Raw genomic sequence first — 26,067 nt, forward strand, 5'->3', positions numbered from 1 at the left:
CGATTGACGGTGTCGCAGCACATCACCGGGATCACTGACGGATCCTGCTTCGGCTCGTACTTCCACTTGATCTTCTGGGTTTCCAGATCGATCGCGAACACCTTGTTGGGGAACGGCGAATGCACGAACAACGTGTCGCCAATGACCAGCGGACCACCTTCGTGACCGCGCAACACGCCGGTCGAGAAGGTCCAGGCGACCTTCATGTCCTTCACATTCTTCTTGTTGATCTGGTTCAGGGTGCTGTAGCGCTGGTTTTCGAAGTTGCCGGCCTGCATGGCCCAGTTCTTCGGGTCCTTGATCAGCTTGGCGACATCGGCGTTGGCCAGGGCGGTCCCCGGAATTGCGAGTGCAGCCAGCCATAGCGGCACTTGCTTGAACTTGCTGGACATTGGCTTCTCCTTGTTGCTATTTATTTAACCGGGGCGTTTCGAGACCGAAACGCAACCGCCGGCCCGAGAGGTCATAAGTGGCTCGCCTCCATCGGGTTATGGGTTTTATAGCATGGCAAACTGCAACGGCAGGAGATTCTCCCCGGGCTGGGTGAGCCTTCTCCCGTAGATCGGGAAGCCGTCCCTGTCTTGATGGTTGGTTTTCCCTGATTGGTCCGGGCGCACGGCGCAAGCGGCTCGAAACCCGGGCTGCGCGACGCGCTGTTGCACGATGCATCACCGCGCGACAGAGCGGTAATGCATCGTCAAGCCGTGGGGCGGGGAAGGCGCAGATCGGGGCGATAGGCCCAGGCGAGGCACAGCAGACCGAGCAGTGCCGACACCCAACCCAGTTCCGTAGGCACCGATTGCTGACGCGCGAAAGCCGGATCGACCAGCGCATTTGCCAGTTCGTCAGGCGATGCGAGCGCCTCGTAGCGCATGCCGGTCTGGGTCGCCAGATCGCGCAGGTGGGCGCCCTTCAGGTTCGACAGGTGCTCGGTGCCGCTGGCCCGCGTACTCTCGATCGCCTGGCCGGACTCGTCGACCATGGTCTCCTGCGCTGCGCTGCCATTGCGTCCGCGCGAGGCCGTGTTGCTCTGCACCACCTCGTCTGCCTTCCAGTAGCCGAGCAGCCGGCCATCGAGGTCCAGTTTCGGAATCGGGCTCAGCGTGGCGCCGCCGGTGCCGACGATCAGGCCCTTCACCAGCCCCGGCTCGCCGTCGAAGGACGGTCGCATCTTCGGATTCAACGGCGGTGCTTCGTGACCGTCGGTGACGAACACCAGCGACGGCGGCTGTTCCATGTCGCGCAGTGCGCGGATCGACGAAAACAGCCCCTTCGATACCTCGCTGGCACCGGCCCACGACATCTGGCCATCTATATTGGCCAGCGTCGCCAGCAGTTCGTGGTAGTTGCCGCACACTTCGACCGGCGTCATCAGCGCCAGCAGACGGTACTCCGAGAACACGCCCCAGCCGATGCGCGAGCCGCAGGGCAGGGTGCGCAGCGACCGGCCGAGACTGTGCTTGGCATAGTCGAGCCGGCTGACCGGTTTGCCATCGAGTTCGTAATCCCGCGTATTCATGCTCTGCGTGATGTCCAGCACCACCATATGGTGAAAGCTGGGGCCGGGCAGCGGCAGCGGCGGCAGTACGGCGGCCACCGCAAACAGCAGTACCGCCAGACTGAGCGGCAACGCGTGCGCACTGCGCGCGCGGGCCAGCAGCACAGCGGGCGAAACCATCATGGCAGCCCCAGCGTGAAGGCTTTCATGGTCGTCACCGCGCGCTCGCTGTTCTGCGGCAGCGGCGGTGCTTCCGTCAGCACCTCCTCGCGCTCGGGCGCGAGGCGCAGCGTGCGTTCGAGGTTGTACTTCGCGTCCCAGTGGTGCGGATTGCGCTGCAGCAATTCGCGATAGCTGGTCTTGGCCAGTTCGGCCAGCGGCAGCGAACGGCCGATTTCCTCCGGACCGTACTTGAGCGCCTCGCGCAGGTGCAGGTTGCCGAGGTTGTACAGCACGGCTTCCAGCAGCGCACCCTCGGTCGCGCGCGACAGCGCCTTGTAGGCGCGCACGGCACCTTCGTAGTCGTTGCGCGCGGCCAGCGACAGCGCGCGGGCGAATTCGGCTTCCGGCGCGTCCTGCGTGGCCGCGGCATCGACGGCGGTGGAGAGCAGACGGTTGAAGTCGCGCGCCTGCGACAGCCGGTAAGCTTCATAGGCCGAAAACAGCAGGCTCAACACGAGCAGGATGACGAGCAGAGTGCCCGCCTGGCGAAGTTTCATGATGGAAGGTCCTGTGTCCAGGCCGGTTTCGTCAGCAGGCGACTGGCCAGCGCGAGGGCGCCGGCCAGCAGAGCCAGTGCGAAGAACCAGGCCGAGAAGTCGCGGCGCGGAATGCGTTCGGCGTAATCGAGTGGCAGGTTCTGCTGGCGGTCGACCTCGGCCACCGCCTGCTTGACCGCTTCGGGGTCTTCGGCTTCGAAAGCCTGATAGGGCACGCCGGTCGATTTCAGGAAGGCGTGCAGCGCCGCCTCCGGCATGTTGCCGTCGTTCGGGTCGCCATCCAGTCCCTGGCTGAGGGCGGAGCGGATGAAGACCCAGTACACCGCGACCCGGTTCTTGTTCAGCGCGCGGGTGATGCGTTCGCGCATGTCGGGATCGACCTGGGCGGCGCCGTCCGATACCAGCAGCAGGATGCGGCTGCCCGAGTAGGCGCGCCGCTCGAATTGTTCGGCACCTGCCAGCAGGGCGCGACCGATGTCGGTTTCCGACAGGCCGCGGCCGATGCCGCCGGCTTCGATCGCCGCCTGCACCACGTCGCCGTGCTGAGTGAAAGACACCACCGCCATCGGGGTCGAGCTGAACAGCAGCAGCGCGTAGCGGTCTTCCGGTCGCCGTTGCGCGAAATCGCTGAGCAGCCGGCGCGCCACTTTGCCCTTGGATTCGTGCGATGAGTCGATGACCGGCTGCCGGCCCTTGGGCACCAGCGGTTCGTCCATGCTGCGGCTGCGGTCGAGCACGATGGCGATTTCGGCGCCGCGGCCGGTGCGTTGCAGCTCGGTGGCCGGCTGACCGATGCCGGCCACGCCCAGGATGGCGGCCAGCATGGCCAGCGCGGCTGCAATGCGGCCGCCGCGCAGCAGCGCATCGCCCAGTCCGTCGCGTGGCAGCCAGTCGATGCAGGCGTAATCGAGCGTGTGGCGACGACGCGGCCACAGCGGCAGCAGGGCCAGCGGTAGCGCGAGCAGCCACAGCGGCGACGCGAATTCGAGTCCGCCGAACAGGCTGCCGAACAGACCATTCACCGCGTCATTCATGCCAGCGCCTGCCGTTCGAGCCTGGCCACACGTGCGCACAGCGCAGCCGGTTCCTGGCCATCGACCGGGTGGTCGGCAAAGAAGCGCTTCTGCGAGGCCTCGAAGAAGCGTTCGAGCTCGGACTGCTGCGGTGCCAGCCAGGGTGCGCGCGCCAGCAGCGACGCCAGGTTGTGGCCGCGCACCACATGACCGGCCGTTTCGTCGAGCGCGCGGTGCAGGCGTTGCCAGATCGCGGTCGACCCCGGGTCGAGGTGGCGCATGTCACGCGCTGCACGGGTGAACGGCAGGCTGTTGCGCGCGCGCAGCTGGCGCAGCACGTACAGCGCGAGCCAGGCGGCGGCCAGCGCGGCGGCCGCGTACAGCGCAAAGTGAAGCCGCCGCTCCAGAGGCGCCGTGTCGATGCGCGGCGCCTCGGCGTCCGGCCGCATTTCTTCCAGGCCGGCACGCGCCAGCACGATGGTCGGCGTGAGCGGCGCGACGGTCACCGGCAGCACGCCGGTTTCGAGGCGCACGCCGGGAGTTTTCGTTGCGAGGTCGAGCGCCGGCAGGTCGAGCGCCCGCAATTCATCCGGCACATTGATGATCTGGAAGTCGATGACCAGCCAGCGCCGGCCGGCGGCATCGCGTTCGATGCGCACGTCGCGCCGCTGGAACCAGTTGCCGACCCGTTCCAGCTCGGGCAACGCGTCGGGTTCCAGCAGGCGACCTTCGTGTTCGAGCGCGATGCGCTGGGTGATCACGTCGCCGATGACGTGGCCGAAGGGCCGCAGCGGCTGCACCTCGGGGGCGATCGACAGTGCCGCGGCCAGGGGGGCTGCAGGCGGAGCGTCCTGCGTGGTCTCCTGAGCCGGTGCCTGAGCCGGCGCAGCAGCGTCCTGCGCATGGCAGGGGCCGAGCGTGAGCAGGGCAAGCGCGGCGCCAAGGCTGAGCAGGCGCAGTCTCCAGTAGGTGGGTTGCATGTCAGACAGCCTCGAAGAAATAGCGCGACAGCGCGTCCGCATCGAACGCACCCGTCATGTAGAAGGGACGCATGCCGCGGTCGCCGAACAGTTTCTGCAGGTCGGCGCGGCGCTGCGCGAAGGCGTCCTTCCAGCGCCGGCGGATGACCGGTCGCAGCCACAGCCCGCGCCGGCGACCGGTTTCGATGTCGCGCAAGGCAAGCAGCCCTTCGCCGTCCGGCGCCTGCGGTTCCACTTCGTCCCAGATGACCATCGGCACGACGTGTGCGTGCGACAACAGGTCGAGCGCCTTGCCCAGTTCGGGCAATGGCGCGTGGAAGTCGGATGCCACGAACACCAGTGCCTGCCGGCCGGCGATGCGCATGCAGGCTTCGGCCAGCCCGGCGCTCGACGGCTGGTCGGCACGGCTGCGCAGGAGCGCCTCGGCAATCATCAGGCCGGCGCCGCGCGAGCGCATCGGCGCCAGCATCAGGTCGGTGCGTTCGGTGCGGTCGAACGCCAGCAGGCCGACGGCGTCGCCCATGCGGAAACTCGAATCACCGAGCGAGCGGGCGAACTCGGCCAGCCGTTCCAGCTTGGTGGCCGCCGAGCCGAACGCCATCGACGCCGACACGTCGGCCACCAGATAGACCGGAATGCCGGCGCGCTGGCGCGTCACCCGTACCAGCCAGCGCTGTTCAGGGTCGCGCACGCTGGCACGCAGGTCGAGCCGACGCGGGTCCGGCCGGTCGAACAGCGTCTGGTGGGCGATGAATTCCTGCCCGCTGCCCGCCGTCACGCTGCGGTGCGCACCCGGCCGCTGCCCGCCGACGCGTCGCGGCATGCGGTAGTGGAAGTCTTTCGGAGCGTTCATGGTGCCGGTCTTGCCCGCTGCCCGATCAGGGCGTGGCAACCCGTTCCAGCATTTGCGATACCAGCGCATCGGCCAGTTCGGCACGGCGCAGTTCGTAGACCGGCGTGAAGAACACGCGGTGCACCAATGTAGACGGCAGCACGGCGCGCATGTCTTCCGGCGTCAGATAGTCGCGGCCGTCCATCCAGGCCACCACGCGCGCGGCGCGCATCAGCATGCCCATGCCGCGCGGGCTGGCGCCGGCCAGGATCAGGCGCGACATGTCGACGCCGTCGATCTGCAGGCCGTATTTCACCGGGTCGCTGGTGGCGGCCCAGATGTCCATCGCGTAGCGCTGCAGCGCGTCGGTCGCGCTGACCGAACGCTGGATAGCCGCGCCGATGGTGTTCATCTGCATCCAGTCGACAACGCCCGGCGTCACCGTGTCGATCAGCGCATCGGTGTCGTGGAAGCGCGGGTCGAACACCAGCGCGCGGCGCGTGTCGTCGTCCGACGGAGTGAGCATGCGCAGTTCGAACATGAAGCGGTCACGCGCGGCCGACGCCAGCTCGAAGGTTTCTTCCTTCTCCACCCGGTTGCGGTCGGCGAACACCGTCATGTGCGGAAAGCTGTATTCGCGGTTGAACGCCGACAGCGTGCGTTCGGCCATCGCGCGCAGCAGCAGCGACTGAACCTGCGGCCGGGCGCGGTTGATTTCGTTGAAGAAGAAGGTCGTCAGGCGCTCGCCGTGGCGCAGCAGCGGGCCCGGCTCGATGCGCGGCTTGCCTTCGTTGTCGACATAGGTGTGATAGACGAGATCGTTGGGCATCAGGTCGACCGTGCCCTCGACGCGTTCGAAATCACCGCCGATGGCGCGGGCGAACGCACGCAGCACCGTGGTCTTGCCGACGCCGACGTCGCCTTCGAGCAGCACGTGCCCGCGTGCGAACAGCGCAACATTGATCAGACGCAGGGTGTCGTCCTGGCCGACGATGGCGCGACGCACCTCTTCTTCAACGCGCAGCGCAAGGCCGCGCCAGTCCTGCAAGGCTTCCTGGGAGAGCATCAACTTGGGTTCCGGCGACGTTTATGGACGGGTAATTCGCCCCGAACGATACAAGGTTTGCCGGCGCCGCGCATGTTGCAGCGCGCCGGACCCGGTGCTTCGCAAAACGCTGTGAATGGCCCGGATACATGCCGATACCGACCATGGCGCCGCCCGGATGAACCTCGGCCCCCGCCGCGGGTCGATTCATGAACGGGCAAATGCAGCCGCGGGCTGCAAACGTCTTTCCGAGCCGGAATCAAAAGGCGGCCCAATCTATGGAGGACCTGATGATGACTGCCGTACCGACTGAAACCGCCCTCTTGGGCGGCGGCTGTTTCTGGTGCCTGGAGGCGGTGTTCAACCGTGTCGAAGGCGTGATCGAGGTCGAACCGGGGTATGCCGGTGGTCCGGTGCCGAATCCGACCTATGAACAGGTGTGCGGCGGCCTTACCGGCCACGCCGAGGTGCTGCGCATTTCGTTCGACGCGTCGATCATCGGTTTCGCCGAACTGCTCGAGGTGTTTTTCGCGCTGCATGATCCGACCACCGAAAACCGGCAGGGCAATGACGTCGGCAGCCAGTACCGATCGGTGATCTTCTGCCGCGACGGCGTGCAGGCGGCGATCGCCCGCGACGTGATCGCACAGCTGACCGACGCACAGCGCTTTGCCGCGCCCATCGTCACCCGGGTCGAAGGCGACGTCACGTTCTGGCCGGCCGAGCCCTATCATTTCAACTACTATGACCACAATCCGATGCAGCCTTACTGCATGGCGGTGGTGGCGCCGAAGATAGACAAGCTGCGCCGGCTGTTCGCGACACGCGTCAAGACCCGGGTTTGCTGACACCATCGCGCGGACCTGACTGCGCTGACCGGCGCTCCGGCCGGGTAAACTGCAACCCTCCCATTCATCCAACGGAACAATGACATGTCTGCCATCACCACCGAAAGCGGTCTCATCATCGAAGACATCACCCCGGGCAGCGGCGCCGAAGCGGTTGCCGGTCAGCGGGTCAGCGTGCACTACACGGGCTGGCTCACCGACGGCAAGAAGTTCGACTCGAGCAAGGACCGCAATCAGCCCTTCGGCTTCAATCTCGGCGCAGGCCAGGTCATCGGCGGCTGGGATGAAGGCGTGGTGGGCATGAAGGAAGGCGGCGTGCGCAAGCTGACCATATCGCCGCACCTGGGCTACGGCGCGCGCGGTGCCGGCGGTGTCATCCCGCCGAACGCCACCCTGGTTTTCGAGGTCGAGCTGTTGAGCGCAGGCTGATTGCGCCGGCCTCGGCAACTGCGCGGCCAGTCCATGCGCTCGCCGCTTACCTTCCTTTTCTGTCTGTCCATCTGCGTGACGCCGGTCGGCGCTGCCGAGCCGGCGGTTGACGATGGGGCGGAGACCGACGACATGTCGGAAATTGTGCCGGACGACACCCGACCTGCTGCCGAGTTCGGTCGTCTGCCGCTGCGTCCGAACGCGCTGCCGGGCGAGGTGAATGCCATGCTCGAACGTCATGCGCGCTCGCTGGTGCTGCGTGAAGCGCTGATCGACGAACGCGCGCAGCGCCGACTGCTGCGCCGGTTGCGGCGCGAAGTAACCGAACTGCTGTCGACCGAAGGCTATTTCACGCCGACGGTCGAAATCGGCGGCGATCCGCCCGGGCTGGTCATCGAGCCCGGCCCGCGCGCCCTCATCGGTCGCGTCGACATCGAGTTCGAGGGGGCGGTTGCCGATGCCGAACCCGAACGCGCCGAGCGGCGCGACGAATTGCGCCGGGGCTGGCGGCTGGCGGTGGGGCAACCCTTTCGTCAGTCCGCCTGGTCGTCGGCCAAGCAGTACCTGCTCGACGCGCTGACATCGCATGACTATGCCGCCGGCGCGCTCATTGAAAGCCAGGCCGAAGTGGATGCCGCCGCCGCCCGGGTCGACCTGCTGCTGCGGCTCGACAGCGGTCCGGCATTCCGTTTCGGCGACATCGAGGCGACCGGGCTGGCGCTGCACGACCTCGATCTGGTGCGCCGCTACTCGACCGTGCGTGCCGGCGACCCGTATTCGACCGATGCCCTGCTGGCGTTCGAACGCGCGCTTTTGTCGTCACCCTATTTCGGCTCGGCGCAGATCAGCGTTGATCGCGATCCGTCCGCGGCGGCTGCAACACCGGTGCGCGTTGCCGTGGTCGAAGCCAGTTCGCGCCGGCTGTCGTTCGGCGCCGGCCTGAGCAGCAACACCGGCTACCGCGCCGAGGTGGGCTGGTCGGACAACAATCTGTTCAACCGCTCATGGCTGTTCAATACCGCCGTGCGTCTCGAACAGCTGCGCCAGATCGCGTTTGCCGACGTGCTGCTGCCGCCGGCTGCCGGCGGCTACCGTGACAGTTTCGGCGCGCTGGCCGAAAGCGCCGACATCCAGGATCTGGTGACCAAGCGCGTCGGCATCGGCGCGGTGCGCGCGCGCATCCGCGGCAACATCGAAATCCGCCACTCGCTGAGCCTGCAGCGCGAGCAGCGCGAAATCGACGGTCTGGTCACCAGCACGCAGAAGTCACTGGCACTGAACACGTCGTGGACCTGGCGCGAGGTCGATGACCCGTTCGATCCGCGCAGCGGCTGGGTGCTCAACGCCCAGATCGGCGGTGGTGTCGAAGGTCTGCTGTCCGACACCAATTTCCTGCGTACCTATACGAGGGCGCAGTGGTTCATACCGGTCGGCGAGCGCGACCAGATCATCCTGCGCGGCGAAGCCGGTCTGACCGGCGGCAAGGCCGACGCGCTGCCGCAGGACTTCCTGTTCCGCGCCGGCGGTTCGAATTCGGTGCGCGGTTACGACTACCTGCAGCTCGGCGTGCGCGAAGGCAACGCCATCGTCGGCGGCCGGGTGCTCGGCGTGCTCAGCGCGGAGTACGTGCATTGGTGGTCGCATCAGTGGGGCAGCGCGGTGTTTGTCGACGCCGGCGACGCCACCGACAGCCGCAAGGATTTCGACTTCGCCTACGGCGCCGGTGCCGGCGTGCGCTGGCGTTCGCCGGTCGGCCCGATCGCGTTCGACATTGCCTACGGCGAACGCGAACAGACCTGGCGGCCGCACTTTTCGCTTGCCATCGCCTTCTGATGAACGCACCCGATCAATCTCCGCAACCCGAGGTGCCGCGCCGCAGCCTGCGCGCGCGCAGTCGCGTGCGTGGCACCGGCGTCGCACTGACCGATGTTGCGCTGATCGCGCTGCCCTTCCTGCTGGTGTACTGGCTGGTGGCGACCGCCGGTGGCCTGCGCGCGATCGCCGCCGGCGCGCAGTGGGCCGTGCCGGCACTGCAGTCGGTCGAGGTCGAATCCGGCAGCCTGTGGACGGCGCCGCGGCTGGCTCAAATGATCTACGACGACGGCACGCTGCGCGCCGAAGCCTCATCGCTGGCGCTCGACTGGACGCCGGTCGCGGCGCTGCTCGATCGCCGGCTCGACATCGCACGGCTGTCGATGGGCGAACTGCGCGTGGCGACCTCATCGAGTGCGGAGCCGCCGACCACGCCGTCCAGCCTCGCGCTGCCGCTCCCGCTGAAGGCAAGGCTCGACATCGCGCGCATCGTGCTCGCCGAGTACTCGGCGCCCGATGTCGACGGCATCGTGCTCACCGACGTCAAGGCGGCCATCGACTCCGATGGCGTGACGCACCGGCTGGACGAGGTCGCCGTGACCACGCCGTGGGGGGCGCTGTCGGGTGCGCTCTCGCTGGTCGGCGCTGCGCCGTTTGCGCTGTCCGGCGAGGTGGCTTTCACGGCGCAGGATTACTCGGCGACCGCCGTGCTGGGTGGCGCGCTGGTCGACGGCGCCACCGCTGCGCTGCGCGCCCGGGGTTTCGGGCTGTCAGGTCAGGCCGAAGTCAGCGCCCGGCCGTTCCTCGAACAGCCGCTGACCGCGCTCAAATTGCTGCTCGACGAATTCGATCCGCAGCGACTGAACGCCGCAGCCCCGGCCGGTCGCTGGACGGTCGAGGCGGATCTGCAGCCGCGCGACGGTGCGGCTCTCACGCTGACCGGACCGCTGATGGCGCGCAACAGCGAACCGGGTCGCATCGACCGGGACCGGGTGCCGGTGAGTACGCTGTCGGCGCAGGTCGAGGCGAGCCTGACGCGCGTCGATCTGCGCGAACTGCTGATCGAGCTGTCCGGGGGCGGGGACATCCGCGGTGAAGCTGGCTGGCGTGCCGAAGGCGATCTGCCGGTGCACGCGGCGCTGGTGCTGCGCGATGTCGACACCGCCGCGCTGCATGGGCAGGGCGTGGCAACGAAGCTGGGCGGGCGCATCGACATCAGCGCGTCGGGCGAGCGCCAGCAGTTCGACATTGCACTGACCGACCGCGGCGCCAGCCGCATCGCGATAGAGGCGCGCGGCGACGTGGCGCAGCAGCTGCTCACGCTGGAACGCGCCCGGGTGTCGGCGCGCGGAGCCGAATCCACGCTGGCCGGTAGCTTGAAGCTGGACGACACGCTGGCGTTCCGGCTGTCCGGCGAACTGCAGAAGTTCGACCCGTCTGCGTTCGCGCGCGTGCCGGCGGCCCGTCTGTCGGCGAAATTTTCCGCCAACGGACAGATCAAGCCGCAGATCGACGCGCTGGTGGCGCTCGACTTCGCGCCCAGCACGCTGATGGGCGAGGCCCTCGCGGGTACCGTCAAAGGCCGGCTGCAGGGCCGCCGGCTGTCCGGAATCGCCATCGCACTCGACTGGGCGGGCAACCGGCTGGCTGCGCAGGGCGCCTTCGGTGGCCGCACCGGCAAGGCAGACGACGTGCTCGACTGGTCGCTGGACGCGCAGCGTCTGGCGCCGCTGCGTGCATTGACCGGGTTGGAACTGGCCGGTCGCATCTCCGGCAGCGGTCGCCTCGCCGGTACGCTGGACGCGCCTTTCGGCACGCTGACGCTGGCCGCACGCGCACTCAGGCTGGGTGAGCTGGGCAGCGTGGCCAGCGCCGATGTCAGTGCCGAACTCGCGCCCGGTGCCGACGGGCGCATGACCCTGAAGCTGGTGGCGGCCGATCTGCGCAGCCCGTCGGCACCGGCGCCCATCGAGGCGGTGCAACTGGACATCGATGGCACGCGCGCGGCGCATCGACTGTCGGCCAGCGTGAAACTCGCCGATCAGCCGGCGGAACGCGGTGATGCGCCACTGCGCCAGTCGCTCGAGCTCGCGGCACAGGGCGCCCTGTTGTCATCCGGTAACGGCCCGTCCTGGTCCGGGCGGATCAATCAGCTGAAGCTGGTGCTGTCGCCTGAACTGAGCGCCAGCCTGGTTCGCCCGGCGTCACTGTCGGCGTCGAAGCAGCGTGTGGCCCTCGAAGAAGCGACGCTGGCGCTGACCGGTGGCGGTGAGGTGGTGCTGGCGCGCACGCTGTGGACGCCGGAACGCCTCGACGCCAGCGGCCGCATGCGCGGCTTTCCGCTGCGCCTCGTGTGGCGCGACCGTGAAGCCGGCATCGCGGTGCGTGCGCCGTTGACGCTGGGCGCCGACTGGGCGGTCGGTGCCGCGCTGACCGGCAGCGAAGGGTTGAGCGGCCGGATCACGGTGTTTCGCGAAAGCGGTAGCGCCGTCATATCAGGTGAAGGCCGGGTCGAACTTGCGTTCAGCGAGGCGCGCGCGCAGATCGATTTCGCCGGCCAGTCGGCCAATGTCACGGCGCGTGTCGCCGGCCCGGATGTCGGTCTGCTTCAGGCCGCGGTGCGCGTGCCGCTGCGCCACGACGGCAGCGGCAGCCTGTGGCTGCCCGACCTCGATGCACAGACCACCGGCGAAGCGACGCTCGACGTGCCGACGCTGAACTGGATCGGTCGCGCGCTGCGGCTCGACATGACAACCGCCGGCAGCCTGAGGGCCAACGTGCAGATGGCCGGGCGGCTGCGTGCGCCGGAGCTGTCGGGTCGCATCGACGGCGACGGCCTGACCTTCCGGCTGGCCGACGAAGGCCTGCGGCTGGAGCGTGGCAGCCTGCGTGCGCAGTTCGCCGGCGACCGGCTGAATCTCGACAGCCTGAGCTTCGAAAGCGCCAATGTGCGCGCGCCGGCCGATCCACGCCTGAATGCCGCGGCGTTGACGAAGGAGCCGGGCCGGCTCTCTGCGCGCGGCACGGTTGATCTGGCCACGGCGGCGGCCGACATCGCGATCGAGGTGCGCCGTTTCGTGCCGCTGCAGGGCGGTGAGCAGTGGCTCATGCTGTCCGGTGACGGCAGCGTGCGTGGCTCGGCCAAGGCCGGCATTGCGCTGCAACTGTCGCTGACGGCCGATGCCGGGCTGTTCACCGTGCCGGAGGAGTCGCCGCCGACGCTCGGCGACGACGTCGTGATGAAAGGTCGCAACGGCGCCGCCGCAAGCGGGCCGCCGCTGGCGCTCAAGATCGACGTCGATCTGGGTGAGCGGCTCTATTTCAAGGGGCGCGGGCTCGATACGCGGCTGGCCGGCCAGCTGGCGCTGCGCGATCAGGGGCGCGGCATCAGCGCCACCGGCAACATCCGCACGGTGGGTGGCCGCTATCGCGCCTATGGCCAGAATCTCGACATCGAACGCGGCGTCGTCAGTTTCCAGGGCTCGCTGGCCAATCCGGGGCTGAACGTGCGCGCCATCCGCCCGAACCTGCCTGTGCAGGCTGGCGTGGAAGTGAGCGGCACCGTGCAGCGGCCGCGCGTGCGACTGGTATCCGACAGTGCGATGCCGGACTCCGAAAAACTGTCGTGGATCGTGCTTGGCCGCGGCCAGGAAACCGCCCGCGGCTCGGATCTGTCGATGCTGGCAACTGCCGCCAGTGCGCTGCTGGGCGGCGAGGGCGAAGGCATCACCGGATCGCTGGCCCAGGCGCTCGGTCTCGACCAGATTGCCCTGACCCAGAGTTCGATCGCCAGCGGTCCGCGCAGTCAGGTGGTGAGCAGTTCGCAGCGCAGCAGCACGACGGTCGGCGGCCAGGTGGTCAGTATGGGCAAGCGGCTGACGAACAATGCACTGCTGTCGTACGAACAGGGCGTCGCCGGCGCGACCAGCGTCGTCAAGCTGACCTGGACGCTGACCCGCCATCTTGCGCTGATCGGCAGCACCGGTACCGAACAGGCGGTGGATGTGAGGTATGTGTTTTCGTTCAAATAAGGAAAACCGGCGCGGGACTCGCGCCTCAAGTCGGCAAGGCGGGCGCGCCGTCCCTGCAGCCTGAAACGTCTGTCCGGATTCCTATTGGCGTCCGGTGAGCGACCTGTCCAACTTGTCCTCCACCTCACCGATCGCTGCAGCGAGCGAATTCACCGAGTCGAGCGTCGTCTGCTGCATCGCCGCGCGCAGTTCGGCAAATTCCTTCTGCATCGCGGTGTTCAGTTCTGTGAAGCGCGACGCTTCGGCCTGATCCGCCAGCAGCCGCTGTTCGCGCAGCTCCTTGGCATGACGACGTGCTTCAAGCATGGTCGACGTGTGCAGCGTCAGCGTGTAGGCGCCGAGCAGCACCAGCAGCAAGGTCGTGGCGCCGAGCAGGATGATGCCGGCCGGTGCATTGATGGTCGCCACCAGCAGCGACACCTCGACCGGCATGACCAGCACGCTCCAGTTCGCGATCACGAAGGCGGCGAGCAGGCCCATCACGAGTATTCCGAGTGCGCCGAGCAGTTTCATCAGTGTTCTCCCTTTATTGTGATCGCACCATTGTCATGCATGATCGGCCATACCGCCATCGGCATCCGCCTACGCCCGTGCTGCGGCCGGCGGCATGCGCGCCTCGCGGATCGGCAGATTCACCAGTGCCGCGATGGCCGCCAGCAGGGCATCGGCGTACCACATCCACAGATAGTTGCCGGTGTGCTCCAGCGCCAGCCCACCGAGCCATGCGCCGAAGAAGCCGCCGATCTGGTGCGACAGCAGCGTGAGGCCGAACAGCGTTGCAAGATAGCGGGTGCCGAACAGCTTGCCGACCACGCCGGCGGTCGGCGGTACGGTGGCCAGCCAGGTCACGCCCAGACCGATCGCAAACAGGTAGAAGGTCCATTCGGTCTGCGGTGATGCGAGGTAGATCAGGATGAGCACCGCACGCGACGCGTACATCCAGAACAGGATCATCTTGCTGCGCCAGCGGCCGACCGCCCAGCCGGCCAGCAGGCTGCCGGCGATGTTGGCCAGCCCGATCAGCGCCAGCGCACTGCTTGCCACTTCGGCCGGCAGGCCGCACAGCCCGACCTCGCCCGGCAGGTGGGTGATCAGGAAGGCGATGTGAAAACCGCAGGTGAAGAAGCCGGCATGCAGCAGCAGATAGCTGCGGTCACGCAGCGCATCGCGCACCGCATGGCGCAGGCCGCCGCTGCCATCGGGCGTGGCGTGACTGACCACCGGTTCGCGTGCCCGCAGCGCGCGCGCCAGCGGCAGTGCGGCCAGCGCGGCGATGGCCAGCGCATACATCGCACCCATCCAGCCGACGGTGGTGATCAGCTTCTGCGCCAGCGGCGCAAACACGAACTGGCCGAGCGAGCCGCCGGCGTTGATGATGCCGGCCGCCTGACCGCGTTTCGCCGAATCGAGCTTGCGCGAGGCGGCGCCGATCAGCACTGAAAAGCTGCCGGCGCCGGAGCCGGCGGCCGACAGCACGCCAAGCGCCATCATCATGCCGAAGCTGCTGTCCATGAAGGGTGTGAGCGCGCAACCGAGCGCCAGGACGATCAGCCCGGCGGCCAGTACACGACCCGGCCCGTAGCGATCGGCCACTGCGCCGGCCAGCGGCTGTATCGCGCCCCAGACGAACTGGCCGATCGCCAGCGCCAGGCTCAGGCTGACGATGCCCAGACCAGTGGTCGTATTGATCGGCGAAATGAACAGGCCGGACGACTGGCGCACGCCCATCGTGACCATCAGCAGCAGGGCGGCGCACAGCACGGCGGGGAGGGCGGAAGGCATGGCGCTGAGCAGGACTTCGGGTGGCGGGAGGCTAGCACAGGCCGTTGTGCCGTTCGTCCGTGGGAGCAGGAGAGGGACGGGGTGTTGGGCATCGCTGCGCTCACCCCAACCTACGGGGCGTTGGGCATCGCTGCGCTTACCCCGACCTGCGGGGGTGTTGGGCATCGCTGCGCTTACCCCGACCAGCGGGGGTGTTGGGCATCGCTGCGCTTATCCCGACCTGCGGGGGTGTTGGGCATCGCTGCGCTCACCCCGACCTGCGGGGTTGTTGGGCATCGCTGCGCTCACCTCGATCTGCGATGCAGCCTCCCGTAGGTTGGGGTGAGCGAAGCGATGCCCAACAAGACGGCGCATGCTTCCGCGCCACACGCGCCGCGCCGGATCGACGGCTGCCCCTGTTGCGTACGGGGAACCTCGAAGTTCGACGATGCGCCGACCATCGCGTGTCCGGCCGGGTTATCTTCGGCCGATGAACCTGCTTTCCACCACGGCGCTTTTCGTCGCCACCGCGCTGGCGGAGATTGTCGGCTGCTATCTGCCCTGGTTGTGGCTGAAGGACCGCGCGCCGGTCTGGGTGCTGCTGCCGGCGGCGCTGTCGCTGGCCGTCTTCGTCTGGCTGCTGACGCTGCATCCGACTGCCGCCGGACGTGTCTATGCGGCGTACGGCGGCGTGTATGTGTGCGTCGCCGTGCTGTGGCTGTGGCTGGTCGACGGCGAGCGCCCGCATCTGTGGGACATCACCGGCGTCACGGTGGCGCTGGCCGGGATGGCCATCATCATGTTCGCGCCGCGAACCTGACGCCCTTTCACCGAGGAGAATTCCATATGGACCTGCAACTGAAGAACCGTCTCGCGCTGGTGTCCGGCAGCACCGCCGGCATCGGCTACGCCATCGCCGAGGCGCTGCTGCGCGAAGGCGCGCGCGTCATCGTCAATGGCCGCACGCAGGTGGCGGTCGATGCCGCCGTCGCAAAGCTGGGTGTCGGCGCGATCGGCTTTGCCGGTGATCTGGCCAGCGCGGCCGGCGCCGACGCATTGGCACAGGCGCACCCGGACATCGACATCCTCGTGAACAACCTCGGCATTTTCGAGCCGAAAGCCTTCGAAGACATTCCCGATGCCGACTGGAGCCGCTTTTTCGACGTGAACGTGCTGAGCGGCGTGCGGCTGTCGCGTCACGTACTGCCCGGCATGAAGCGGCGCAACTGGGGCCGCATCATTTTCATCTCGAGCGAAAGCGGCATCCAGATTCCGGCCGAAATGATCCACTACGGCATGACCAAGTCGGCACAGATCGCCATTGCCCGCGGTCTGGCCGAGTCGGTGGCCGGCACCGGCATCACCGTCAACAGCGTGCTGCCCGGCCCGACCCGCTCGCGCGGCGTCGAGGACTTCGTGCAGACGCTGGCCGATGAAAGCGGCCAGAGCTTCGAGGACTTCGAAAAGGAATTTTTCGAAAAGGTGCGCCCGACCTCGCTGATCAAGCGCTTCGCCACGCCGGAAGAAGTCGCCGCGATGGTCGTCTATCTGGCGAGCCCGCTGGCGTCGGCGACCACCGGGGCGGCTGTGCGGGTCGATGGCGGCACGGTGAAGGGCGCCTTCTGAACTGCGTCACGACGCGCCTCGAACAGCAGGGGGAACACGGTCTTCAAGGCTGTGCGCGGACAGTTGTCCTTGATAGTGTTCGCGTGCAGCGCTTGCGCCGGCACGGTCGAGCAGGCCCGACCCGGCAGATGGATTCCAGTCATTTTTCGGGAGAAACCGATGAAACGCCGACTTGCCGCCTCATGGATTGCCGCCTCGACTTTGTGCCTGACGGGCGCGCCGGCACTTGCCGCCGATTACTACCTGAAGATTCCGGGTATCGATGGCGGTTCGGTCGCCGAAGATTTCAAGGACCAGATCGAGGTGTCTTCATTCAGCTGGAACGTATTCAATACCGTGCCGACCGGTTCCACCGGCGGTACGGCATCGAAGGCGGTATTCGGCGATCTGCACTGGACGCAGGCGGTGAATCAGAGCATCCCCACTCTGTTTGCCGGGGTGGTCGGCGGCAAGGCCTTCGACGAGGTGGTGCTCAGCTTCGTGAAAGCGGGCGAAGACAAGTCCTATCGCTACTTCACGATGACCTTCGATGACGTCACGCTGACCTCGCTGAGCCTGTCGGGGACATCGGGCGGCGACGAGCCGCAGGCATCGCTGAGCCTGAGTTACACGCGCATCGGGCTCGCCTACATTCCGCAGGACAAGGGCGGAAAGCTGGGCGACCCCATCACGGCAATCTGGGATCTGGCAGGGGTGAAGGGCGACGCACGCGTACTGATGCAGCTTGCGTCACCCGAGGCGCCCATCCTGCTCGACGTGTCGCAGCCGATACCCGAGCCCGAGCAGTCGGCCCTGCTGCTGGCCGGACTCGGCCTGATCGGCTGGGTGGCGCGCCGGCGCAGGCTGCAGTTCGGCTGAGCGCCGCGGCTACAGGATGCCCTTGCCCGGAGGTCCCTGCGGCACCAGCCCGGCCTCCGCGTTCGCCACCGCAGCGCTGTGCGGTTTCTGCGGTCGGCGCAGCATGTCGAGCCAGGCCGCCAGCGCTGTCATCAGTGCGACGCCGGTCATGCCGGCCAGCACCTGCATGCCGGGTGAGTCGCCCGACAGTGCGCCGGCCGCATCGGCCAGCGGAGCCAGCAGCACGCTCAGGCAGAACACCTCCAGCGAGTAGCGGCCCATCAGGCACAAGGCGGCGGCGACACCACGCTGCAGCCATGCACCCGGACGGACCCAGCGCGCGGCGACCCAGGCCAGCGCCAGGAAGTGCAGCACACGCAGCAGGTCGAGGTCGGTCTTGCTGATCGGGTAGATCCACTGCGCCACGGTCAGGGGCATCACCGCATCATGCAGATCAGGTGCGCGCCATGACAGCGACAGCACGAAGGAACCCAGCAGAAAGGCGCACGACAGCGGCAGCAGCAGACGGTCGAAGGCGCGCCGGTCGATCGCGTGCAGGCGGATCAGCGGCCGCGGCCGCGCGCAGCAGGCGCCGAGAAAGAACAGGAACTGCCAGGCCAGCGGATTGAAGAACCACACGCCTTCCGGCGCCGCCGGCAGATTCAGCCCGACGTGCTTTTCAAGCAGCCAGAGCAGCGCCGACGGCACGAGCACCCACCACGGGTGGCGCACCAGCAGCGGCAGCACACCGGCCAGCACCGCCATCAGGATGACGTACAGCGGGAGCGGGTCCATCAGCACCGGCTTGAACTGCAGCAACACGCCGCCCACCAGCGCGGCTTCGGGCTCGTTCAGGAAGTAGGCCAGCCCCATTTCGCTGATGAAGTCACGCGTTTCGACCCGCGCATTGGCGACGAACACGACCGCCAGCAACTGCGCCAGCAGGAAGACATGCGCCACGTAAAGTATCCATGCACGGCGCAGCGCCTTCAGCGCCGCCGGAAAATACCCGTCGCGCACGTACACGCGGCCGTAGGCAAGCATCGCGCCGTAACCGGCGAGGAAGACGAACAGCTCGGCCGCATCGCTCAGGCCGAAGTTGCGCAGCGTCAGGTAGCCCAGCGGGTTGCCGGGTATGTGGTCCCAGAACATGCAGACCAGCGCGATGCCGCGGAAGAAATCGATGCGCAGGTCGCGCGTGTTCGGAAAGTGGCCGGACATCGCGTGCAACTCCAGTCGGAAACAGTCGGGTGCCCGGGCCGACAGCCGCGCGGACGGGACGCCGAAGGATAAAGCAAGCCGCTGACCTGCGGCGTAGTGCTGATGCTGCCGTCGCGCCGGGAAAGGGCGGTGATCGGCGTATGCCGGGCGCGCCATCTGCCTCTTCCGGCCATGACCGCCTGACGACTGCGCACGTCTGGTGATGGTGGGCGAAGCAATGCCCCTCTGATGATTTGAGCTTCGCCCCACCACCACGGCCGGAACCGGAACGGGATCTTGCTATTCAGTACTGGTTTCAGTACTTTCATGCCTTTACGTAACGACAGGTGAGTTCGTGACCAATATCCTGACGGTTGCCGAAATCAAGCGACGTGGCATGGCTGCGATCGAGGAGGGGCTGCAGCGTGGCCCGGTGCAGATTTTCAAGCGCAACAAACCCGCTGCGGTCGTGTTGTCGCAGGCGGATTACCAGCGCCTCATCGGGGCGCAGCACACCGTTACGGGTGGGATGACTGCGCTGCAGTGGCTGCTGGCGCACTCTCCTGCAGCGTCGCGCAACAAGGCAGACATCGACGCCGGACTGGATCGCGAGCGCGCCTGGTGATCGTGTTCTTCGATGCCAGCGCGCTGATCTACCTGGTCGAGGGCGCCGAGCCATTCCGGGGGCGGGTATGCGATGCGATAGGCTCGATCATGCAGCAGCATCCGGATGCTGCGACGGCGCTCAGTCGCCTGAGCTGGCTCGAATGTCGCGTCGGTCCGATGAAGGCGAACGACGCCGCGCGGCTGGCCATGTTCGATGCCTTCTTTGCCCGCCCGGACATCATCTGGGTGGAACTGAGCCGCGATGTGGTTGAACTGGCCGCCGAAATCCGGGTGCGCTATGGCCTGCGCGCGGCCGATGCACTGCAGGCCGCGAGCTGCCTGCAACTCGGGCCCGGGCACGCCATGCTGACCGGTGATGCTGCATTCAGCCGGGTCGCCGGTCTGAACGCCGTCGCACTCGCTTGATGCGACGCCGGGCAAGAGGTGAGGGCGCCGTCCGTGGCACCTGATGCGCCCCGAATCCGTAGAATCCGCCGCTCGACACGAACGGAACCGGAGAACAGATCATGAGTGATGGCGCGAAGCGCGGCGAAGCGGTACGCCGCGAAGTGATGAGCGATGCCTTCGTGGATCGCGCGCTCGGCAATGCAACCGACTTCACGCAGCCGCTGCAGGCCTTCATCAACGAACATGCCTGGGGCGGCGTATGGACGCGCGACGGGCTGGACCGGCGCACGCGCAGCCTGATCACGCTGTCGGCGCTGACGGCGCTGAAATGCCCGAACGAGCTCAAGGGCCACGTGCGCGGCGCGCTGAACAATGGCTGTACGGTGGAGGAAATCCGCGAAACGCTGCTGCACTGCGCGGTGTATGCCGGCGTGCCGGCGTCGGTCGATGCCTTCAGGGCGGCACAGGAAGTGGTCGATGCCTGGCGGGCGGAGCAAACAGCGGGCTGACCGAAAATGCGATGTGGTTGGGGCCACCGTGGTAGCCGTCCGGCCGAACGTGATCCGGATGCCCGAAGAGGGACTGAGTGCGGGGCTCACCACAAGTCCGGTCGCGCCGGAGGCGGCGTCGGCTTCGATGCGATGCCGCTGGTCGCCTGTTCGCCGTCCCGGAATTGCAGGTGTTGGCCTGTCGAGGCGGCGATCTTCCGGCGTGTAAGGTTTGGCGACAGCGCGCGCGGGTCGATCTCGCGTCAGCGCTGGCTGCGTGCTTCCGGGCGGAAGCGGGCGATGAGGATGATCAGGGCGAGCGCCGCCGGCAGCCACGACAGGTCGGTCGGTATCGGGCGCGACACCGCCGCGTCGGCGTTCTTCATGGCACGGGTCAGCGTATCGGCGTCGGCCAGCGTCGCGTAGTCGAAGCCGACCTGCTGCGCGATGGCGCGCAGGTGCGTCTCGCGCAGTGCCGACAGGTGTTCGTTGCCCGGCACGCGCTTGCCGTCGGCGCTGCGCAGCTCGCGCTGGATGACCTCGCCCGCTTTCCAGTAGCCGACCGGGCGCCCGTCGTCGTCGCTCTTCGGAATCGGGCGTGCCGCTTCGCCGCCGGCGCCGATGACCCAGCCGCGGATGTCGCCCGGCTTGATGTCGTCGAAGCCCGGCTTGTCGCCGTCGCGCAGCGGCGGCGCTTCCTGCCCGTCACTGACGAACACGATGCTGGGCGTGTCGCCGATCTCCTTCGCCGCCCGCACCGACCAGAACACGCCCTTCGCCACCTCGCTCGAATTGCCCCAGCGCATGCGGCCGTCGATCTGGTCGAGCGACGCAAGCAGGTCGCCGTAGTGCGCACACACTTCGATCGGCGCCAGCAGCAGCAGCGTGCGGTACTCGGCAAAGCCGGCCCAGCCGACGCGCGAGCCGCACGGCAGCTCGCGCAGTGCGCGCCTGGCCGATTCGCGGGCGTAGGCGAGCCGGCTGACCGGCACGCCGTCCAGTTCGTAGTCCTCCACATTCATGCTCTGCGTCAGGTCGAACACGACGATGGTGTCCCAGCTGTCGCGCGGCAGATTCACCGGCGGCAGCACGGCGGCGAACACCAGCAGCGCCAGCGCCGCCAGCAGCGAGCGCGCGTCGCGCTCGCGCAGGCTGGCCAGCAGATTGCGCAGGAAGGCACGGGTTCTCATGCGCGCGCCTTCACGGCAGGTCCAGCCGCACGCCCTGCAGCGTGGTGACGACGCGCTCCTTCGGCGGTGCCGGGCCGTCGTCGGCCGCCGCAGCCGCCTGCTCGATCTCGGGAGCAAGCCACAGTGCGCGTTCGAGGTTGTAGCGCGCGTCCCAGTCGTCCGGGTGTTCGCGCAGCGCGTCGCGGTAACGCTGCTTGGCCAGTTCGACCAGCGGCAGTGCGTTGGCGACGTCGGCTTCGCCGCGCGCCAGCGCCTCGCGCAGATGCAGATTGCCGAGGTTGTAGCGTGCGCCCTGGCGCAGGTCCGGACGTTCGCCGGCGATCAGTGCCTTCCAGGCGCGGGTCGCGGCTTCGCTGTCGGCGCCGCGGCTCAGCGCCAGCGCCTGCGCGAACTGCGCTTCCGGCAGGTCGGCATCGATGTTGCCTGCGGCGGCGATGGCGGCATTCACGCGTTCGGCCTGCCACAGTTGCGTGGTCTGCCAGCCGGCTGCGACACCGGTCAGCAAGGCGGTGGTGGCGAAGATCAGATGGACGGTGCGTCGTTTCACAGCCAGCTCCGCAGAAGTAGGGATCGATAGACCAGCAGCAGCGCGCAGCACAGCGCCGCCAGCGAAAAGAGGAAACGGCTGTGGTCCTGCCGCGGCACGCGCTCGTCGAAGTCGAGCGGGAAGTTCTGTTGCCGACCCACTTCAGCCACTGCTTTGGCAAGGTCTTCCGGGCTGTCGGCCTGATACAGGCGGTAGGTCACCGGCAGCGACTGGAAGAAGCGGTGCAGCGACACCTCGGCGATCGATTCCTGCGCGTAATAGGCATTGCGGATTTCGATCGCGGCCGGGTCGTCGCCCTCGGCTTGCGGTGGCGGTGCGCTCGCTTCGGCGTCCAGTTCCGGCGCGTTGAGCGTGCGCAGGTACAGCCAGTGCAGCGCGATGCGGTTGGCCTGCAGACCTTCACGGACGCGTTTGCGCGTCGGTTCGTCCAGGTGGGTGCCACCGTCGGTCACCAGCAGGATGATGCGGCTGCCGGTGTAGGCGCGCGTATCGAAGGTACCGATGGCGGCGGTCAGTGCGCGGCCGACATCGGTGTCGGACAGCCCGCGCCCCAGTCCGCCCGCCTTGATGCCGGCCTGCACGACGGCGTCGTGCTGGGTGAAGGGCACCACGTTCATCGGTCCGGCGCTGAAGAACATCAGCGCGAAGCGGTCGTCCGGTCGCTGCTCGACGAATTTCGACAGCAGGTCACGCGCCACCGCTGACTTCGGCTCACCGCGCGATTCGACCTGGTACAGCATGGAATGCGGATCGATGGTGCGCCAGTCGGCGGGTTTCATCTTGGCGTCCATGCTGCGACTGCGGTCCATCAGGATCAGGATTTCCGCGCCGCGCCCGGTGCGTGTCACCGTGGTTTCCGGCGTACCGGGACCGGCCAGTGCGAGCACGATGCCGACCAGCGCGAGCACCGCCAGCGCGCGCCAGGCGAATCCGGCGATGCGACCGACGCGGTCGCGCGGCAGCCAGTCCAGCGTCGGAAACAGCAGCGTGTCGCGCCGCCGGCGCAGCAGAGGCAGTGCCGCAAGCGGCAACAGCAGCAGCGCCCAGGGCTGGGCGAAGTCGATGGCGCCGACGCTCATGCTTCGTGCCGCTTTTCGATGCTGCGCAGCCGGCGGGCGAAGCTGTGCAGCGGCAGGGCGTCATCCGGCTGGCCTTCGCCGAAGAACAGCGTCGCCGACTGTGCATAGAAGCGCTCGATGTCGGCACGCAGCGGTGCGTAGTGCGGTGCGCGCTCGAACAGGCGCGACAGCGAAGCCGGCTGCAGGCTGCGTCCGGCGGTACGGTCGAAGGCGCGGTGCAGCGCCTGCCAGGCGTCCGGTGCGTCGTTGCCACGGCCGCGCAGCGTGTTCAGTTCGCGCAACGCACGGGCGAACGGCTGGTTACGGCCGGCGCGCCAGCTGCGCCAGCCCAGCCAGCCGGCCCAGCCCAGCAGCGTGGCGATGCACAGTGCGCCCCACAGCGCGATCTGCCGCCGGATCGACGCGGTGTCGACGGCGGGCGCCGCGCGGTCGGGCTGCAGCGCGTCCAGCGCGCCCTGAGCGAAGGCGTTGCGCGGCGTCAGCGGTGCTGCGCTGATGGGCCATGCCGGCACGCCGAGCAGGCCGCCGGAGGTCGCGATGTCGAGCGCGGGAAGCGTCAGTGCGGTAAGCGCCTGCGGCGCATTGATCAGTTGATGTTCGATCACCAGCCAGCGTCGCCCGTCGGCATCGCGTTCGACACGGGTCGGTCGACGTTCCAGCCAGACACCGACGCGACCGGGGGCCGGCGGCTTGGCGACGTCGACCGGTGTGCCGTCGATTTCGAGCAGCACGCGCTGGGTCAGCAGATCCCCCAGCGTGTGGCCGTAGGCGCGTGGCTGCTCGACCTGTGCCGGACGCCCCTGCGGAGCAGGAGCGGGCATCGGTGCGACGTCCGGTGCGGCGGCGGGCGGCGTGCCATCCGCCGCTGCTTCGGCCGGTACCGCAACGGTTTCGGAAATGCTGTCGGGCGCTGGGTCCGGGGCGGGTGCAGGCGGTGTCTGCGCGGTCGCGACCGTTGCGTAAAACAGGGCGCAGGCGACGAAGGGCAGGGGGCGGGACGCGCGGTTCGGGAGCGTCATGCGGTGGCCTCGAAGAAGTAATCGGACATCGCCTCGGCGTCGAAGGCGCCGTGGATGAAGAACGGGCGCAGGTCGCGCGCGGAGAAGAAGGCATCCAGCTCGGCGCGCCGCGCGGCCACTGCGTCACGCCACTGCGTGCGCAGTTTCGGGCGCAGGAACAGCGTGCGGCGGATGCCGCTTTCGGCGTCGCGCATCGGTGCGATGGCGTCGTGCGACGGCGGTTCGGTTTCAGCCGGGTCCCACACGATGACCGGCACGACGAAGGCATGCGACAGCAGGTCGAGTGCGGCACCCAGACGGTCGAGCGGCCAGTGGAAATCGCTGACCAGAAATACCAGCGCCTCGCGGCCGGCCATCTGCTGCAAAGCATCCTCAAGACCTTCGATGCCGCCGGGGGCCGGTTCGCACTGACGAAGACTGTCGGCCATCACGCTGCCGAGGCCGCGGCTCAGTGTTGCCGGCACGCACAGGTCGGCGCGTTCGCGGTGGTCGAAGGCCAGCATGCCCAGCGCATCGCCGATGCGTGAGGCGCTGTGTGCCAGCGATTCGACGAAGTCGGCGGCGACGTCGAGCTTGCGCCGGCGGGCGCCGAAGCCCATCGAGGCGGACACGTCCACCAGCACCTGCACGGTGACGCCGACGCGCTGGCGATTGACGCGCACCAGCCAGTCGCCGGTGGTGCTGCGCAGGCTGGCGCGCAGGTCGAGCCGGCGCGGGTCGGGCCGGTCGTACAGGCTCATGTGCGACACGAATTCCTGACCGGCACCCAGGCTGCTGCCCGGGTGCGAACCCGGGCGCGGGCCCGCCGCGCGATGCGGCAGCCGGTAGTGGAATTCATGCATTTCGTCGGCGTCGCTCATCGCGGCGTGGCGACCTTCTCGATGATCTGCGCGACCAGCGCGTCGGCGATCTGCGCCCGGCGCATTTCGTACACGGGTGTGAAGAACACGCGATGGCCCAGCGTCGACGGCAGGATGGCCTGCACGTCGTCCGGCACCAGATGGGTGCGACCGTCCATCCAGGCCACAACGCGCGCGGCGCGCAGCAGGGCGCTCATGCCGCGCGGACTGGCGCCGGCCAGGATGAGCTTCTTCATGTCGACGCCATCGATGCGCACGTCGAAGGCGGCCGGATTCTGGCTCGCGTCCCACAGATCCATCACATAGCGTTCGAGCGCCTCGCTCGCGCTCACGCTTTGCTGGATCGCCGCCGCCATCGAGTTCAGTGACTGCCAGTCCAGAACGCCAGGCGCGACGCGATCGATCAGCGCGTCGACGTCGTGGAAGCCGGTTTCGAACACCAGGGCGCGGCGCACGGCCGGGTCACGCGGCGTTTCCATGCGCAGTTCGAACATGAATCGGTCGCGCGCGGCCGAAGCCAGCTCGAAGGTTTCTTCCTTTTCGACCTTGTTGCGGTCGGCGAACACCGTCATGTGCGGAAAGCTGTATTCGCGGTTGAACGCCGACACCGTGCGCTCGGCCATTGCGCGAAGCAGCAGCGACTGTACCTGCGGGCGGGCGCGGTTGATTTCGTTGAAGAAGAAGGTGGTGAGCCGCTCGCCGTGGCGCAGCAGCGGGCCCGGTTCGATGCGCGGCTTGCCGTCGGCGTCGACGTAGGTGTGATAGACGAGGTCGTTCGGCATCAGGTCGACCGTGCCTTCGACGCGTTCGAAGTCGCCGCCGATGGCGCGCGCAAAGGCACGCAGCACCGTGGTCTTGCCGACGCCGACATCGCCTTCGAGCAGCACGTGGCCGCGCGCGAACAGGGCCACGTTGATCAGCCGCACCACGGTGTCCTGGCCGATCACGGCCTTGCGGACTTCGGTTTCGACGCGCAGTGCGGCGTCGCGCCAGTCCTGCAGGTGTTCTTCTCTGATCATGCTGTCTCCCGGATGCGGAATCGAAAGTGGAGGCGGGGCGCTGCCCATGCACCGACAGCGGCGCAGTCTAGGCAGGAGGTGGCGGGCAAGTTGCCCAGCGTGCAGGCAAGGCGTGAGCGCGGCCACCGTGCATTCGACGGCATGGGCGTACCGATCTGCGATCCGGTGGCCGGTATCGGCACCACCTTCATCAGCGCCTGGCGGGACGAAGCCGGCGCCG

The 26,067-nt window shown here is 67.9% G+C and carries 25 protein-coding genes and 1 pseudogene; 10 read left to right on the plus strand and 16 right to left on the minus strand.

Annotated elements, in window-relative coordinates:
- From Q8Q80_RS06435 to Q8Q80_RS06465, 7 genes and pseudogenes are all read right to left on the minus strand, one after another.
- Window positions 1–392 (minus strand): annotated as a pseudogene (locus tag Q8Q80_RS06435) (PQQ-dependent dehydrogenase, methanol/ethanol family); the annotation flags it as partial.
- Window positions 393–697: 305 nt separating this feature from the next.
- Window positions 698–1,678, minus strand: coding sequence for a VWA domain-containing protein (locus Q8Q80_RS06440; protein WP_305632128.1), 981 nt, complete (start codon window positions 1,676–1,678; stop codon window positions 698–700).
- Entirely contained in the window at window positions 1,678–2,217 is a 540-nt protein-coding gene (locus tag Q8Q80_RS06445) for an MxaK protein (RefSeq protein WP_305632129.1), read from the minus strand. The genes Q8Q80_RS06440 and Q8Q80_RS06445 overlap by 1 nt, the downstream gene beginning before the upstream one ends.
- Entirely contained in the window at window positions 2,214–3,251 is a 1,038-nt protein-coding gene (locus Q8Q80_RS06450) for a vWA domain-containing protein (protein WP_305632130.1), read from the minus strand. The genes Q8Q80_RS06445 and Q8Q80_RS06450 overlap by 4 nt, the downstream gene beginning before the upstream one ends.
- Window positions 3,248–4,210, minus strand: coding sequence for a nonribosomal peptide synthetase MxaA (locus Q8Q80_RS06455; RefSeq protein ID WP_305632131.1), 963 nt, complete (start codon window positions 4,208–4,210; stop codon window positions 3,248–3,250). The genes Q8Q80_RS06450 and Q8Q80_RS06455 overlap by 4 nt, the downstream gene beginning before the upstream one ends.
- Window position 4,211: 1 nt before the next feature.
- On the minus strand, window positions 4,212–5,063 hold the full coding sequence (locus tag Q8Q80_RS06460) for a DUF58 domain-containing protein (protein ID WP_305632132.1): 852 nt from the start codon (window positions 5,061–5,063) through the stop codon (window positions 4,212–4,214).
- Window positions 5,064–5,088: 25 nt separating this feature from the next.
- Window positions 5,089–6,108 carry a MoxR family ATPase gene (locus tag Q8Q80_RS06465; RefSeq protein WP_305632133.1) on the minus strand — a complete coding sequence of 340 codons (1,020 nt, stop codon included), beginning with the start codon at window positions 6,106–6,108 and terminating at the stop codon, window positions 5,089–5,091.
- A gap of 272 nt (window positions 6,109–6,380) precedes the next feature.
- Here Q8Q80_RS06465 and msrA point away from each other — a divergent pair, with 272 nt between their 5' ends.
- From msrA to Q8Q80_RS06485, 4 genes are all read left to right on the plus strand, one after another.
- Window positions 6,381–6,935 (plus strand): peptide-methionine (S)-S-oxide reductase MsrA, encoded by a 555-nt coding sequence (msrA, locus tag Q8Q80_RS06470; RefSeq protein WP_305632134.1) that lies wholly within the window; start codon window positions 6,381–6,383, stop codon window positions 6,933–6,935.
- A gap of 84 nt (window positions 6,936–7,019) precedes the next feature.
- Window positions 7,020–7,364, plus strand: a complete 345-nt coding sequence (locus Q8Q80_RS06475) for an FKBP-type peptidyl-prolyl cis-trans isomerase (protein ID WP_305632135.1) — start codon at window positions 7,020–7,022, stop codon at window positions 7,362–7,364.
- Between the two features lie 33 nt (window positions 7,365–7,397).
- A complete protein-coding gene (locus Q8Q80_RS06480) occupies window positions 7,398–9,197 on the plus strand; it encodes an autotransporter assembly complex family protein (protein WP_305632136.1) in 1,800 nt (599 codons plus the stop codon).
- A complete protein-coding gene (locus tag Q8Q80_RS06485) occupies window positions 9,197–13,207 on the plus strand; it encodes a translocation/assembly module TamB domain-containing protein (RefSeq protein WP_305632137.1) in 4,011 nt (1,336 codons plus the stop codon). The genes Q8Q80_RS06480 and Q8Q80_RS06485 overlap by 1 nt, the downstream gene beginning before the upstream one ends.
- A gap of 81 nt (window positions 13,208–13,288) precedes the next feature.
- On the opposite strand, the gene Q8Q80_RS06490 is transcribed toward Q8Q80_RS06485, so the two are convergent.
- Complete coding sequence (locus tag Q8Q80_RS06490) at window positions 13,289–13,720, minus strand: hypothetical protein (protein WP_305632138.1); 432 nt, start codon at window positions 13,718–13,720, stop codon at window positions 13,289–13,291.
- 69 nt (window positions 13,721–13,789) lie between these two features.
- Entirely contained in the window at window positions 13,790–14,989 is a 1,200-nt protein-coding gene (locus tag Q8Q80_RS06495) for an MFS transporter (protein WP_305632139.1), read from the minus strand.
- A 469-nt stretch (window positions 14,990–15,458) separates the two neighbouring features.
- On the opposite strand from Q8Q80_RS06495, the gene Q8Q80_RS06500 reads away from it, so the two are divergent.
- From Q8Q80_RS06500 to Q8Q80_RS06510, 3 genes are all read left to right on the plus strand, one after another.
- Window positions 15,459–15,788: a YnfA family protein gene (locus Q8Q80_RS06500; RefSeq protein WP_305632140.1), complete on the plus strand. Its 330-nt coding sequence runs from the start codon at window positions 15,459–15,461 to the stop codon at window positions 15,786–15,788.
- Between the two features lie 26 nt (window positions 15,789–15,814).
- Window positions 15,815–16,594, plus strand: a complete 780-nt coding sequence (locus Q8Q80_RS06505) for an SDR family NAD(P)-dependent oxidoreductase (RefSeq protein WP_305632141.1) — start codon at window positions 15,815–15,817, stop codon at window positions 16,592–16,594.
- Between the two features lie 159 nt (window positions 16,595–16,753).
- Window positions 16,754–17,452, plus strand: coding sequence for a type VI secretion system tube protein Hcp (locus tag Q8Q80_RS06510; RefSeq protein WP_305632142.1), 699 nt, complete (start codon window positions 16,754–16,756; stop codon window positions 17,450–17,452).
- Window positions 17,453–17,461: 9 nt separating this feature from the next.
- Here Q8Q80_RS06510 and Q8Q80_RS06515 read toward each other — a convergent pair whose 3' ends face one another.
- Window positions 17,462–18,652, minus strand: a complete 1,191-nt coding sequence (locus tag Q8Q80_RS06515) for an OpgC family protein (protein WP_305632143.1) — start codon at window positions 18,650–18,652, stop codon at window positions 17,462–17,464.
- A 334-nt stretch (window positions 18,653–18,986) separates the two neighbouring features.
- Here Q8Q80_RS06515 and Q8Q80_RS06520 point away from each other — a divergent pair, with 334 nt between their 5' ends.
- The 3 genes from Q8Q80_RS06520 (at window position 18,987) to Q8Q80_RS06530 (ending at window position 20,154) form a co-directional block, all read left to right on the plus strand.
- Entirely contained in the window at window positions 18,987–19,256 is a 270-nt protein-coding gene (locus Q8Q80_RS06520; RefSeq protein ID WP_305632144.1) for a hypothetical protein, read from the plus strand.
- Window positions 19,253–19,663, plus strand: coding sequence for a PIN domain-containing protein (locus Q8Q80_RS06525; protein ID WP_305632145.1), 411 nt, complete (start codon window positions 19,253–19,255; stop codon window positions 19,661–19,663). The genes Q8Q80_RS06520 and Q8Q80_RS06525 overlap by 4 nt, the downstream gene beginning before the upstream one ends.
- A 101-nt stretch (window positions 19,664–19,764) precedes the next feature.
- Window positions 19,765–20,154 carry a carboxymuconolactone decarboxylase family protein gene (locus Q8Q80_RS06530; protein ID WP_305632146.1) on the plus strand — a complete coding sequence of 130 codons (390 nt, stop codon included), beginning with the start codon at window positions 19,765–19,767 and terminating at the stop codon, window positions 20,152–20,154.
- A 242-nt stretch (window positions 20,155–20,396) separates the two neighbouring features.
- Here Q8Q80_RS06530 and Q8Q80_RS06535 read toward each other — a convergent pair whose 3' ends face one another.
- Genes Q8Q80_RS06535 through Q8Q80_RS06560 form a run of 6 tightly spaced genes read right to left on the minus strand, consistent with a single transcriptional unit; the run spans window position 20,397 to window position 25,847 of the window.
- A complete protein-coding gene (locus Q8Q80_RS06535; RefSeq protein ID WP_305632147.1) occupies window positions 20,397–21,323 on the minus strand; it encodes an MxaL protein in 927 nt (308 codons plus the stop codon).
- 10 nt (window positions 21,324–21,333) lie between these two features.
- A complete protein-coding gene (locus Q8Q80_RS06540; protein ID WP_305632148.1) occupies window positions 21,334–21,870 on the minus strand; it encodes an MxaK protein in 537 nt (178 codons plus the stop codon).
- Window positions 21,867–22,949 carry a vWA domain-containing protein gene (locus Q8Q80_RS06545; protein WP_305632149.1) on the minus strand — a complete coding sequence of 361 codons (1,083 nt, stop codon included), beginning with the start codon at window positions 22,947–22,949 and terminating at the stop codon, window positions 21,867–21,869. The genes Q8Q80_RS06540 and Q8Q80_RS06545 overlap by 4 nt, the downstream gene beginning before the upstream one ends.
- Window positions 22,946–23,968: a hypothetical protein gene (locus tag Q8Q80_RS06550; protein ID WP_305632150.1), complete on the minus strand. Its 1,023-nt coding sequence runs from the start codon at window positions 23,966–23,968 to the stop codon at window positions 22,946–22,948. Before Q8Q80_RS06550 ends, Q8Q80_RS06545 begins: the two co-directional genes overlap by 4 nt.
- Window positions 23,965–24,828 (minus strand): DUF58 domain-containing protein, encoded by an 864-nt coding sequence (locus tag Q8Q80_RS06555; protein ID WP_305632151.1) that lies wholly within the window; start codon window positions 24,826–24,828, stop codon window positions 23,965–23,967. Before Q8Q80_RS06555 ends, Q8Q80_RS06550 begins: the two co-directional genes overlap by 4 nt.
- Window positions 24,825–25,847, minus strand: a complete 1,023-nt coding sequence (locus tag Q8Q80_RS06560) for a MoxR family ATPase (RefSeq protein ID WP_305632152.1) — start codon at window positions 25,845–25,847, stop codon at window positions 24,825–24,827. The genes Q8Q80_RS06555 and Q8Q80_RS06560 overlap by 4 nt, the downstream gene beginning before the upstream one ends.
- Window positions 25,848–26,067: the final 220 nt, after the last annotated feature.

This window comes from Methyloversatilis sp. (genome assembly GCF_030698125.1).
In the GTDB taxonomy this organism is placed as follows: Bacteria; Pseudomonadota; Gammaproteobacteria; order Burkholderiales; family Rhodocyclaceae; genus Methyloversatilis.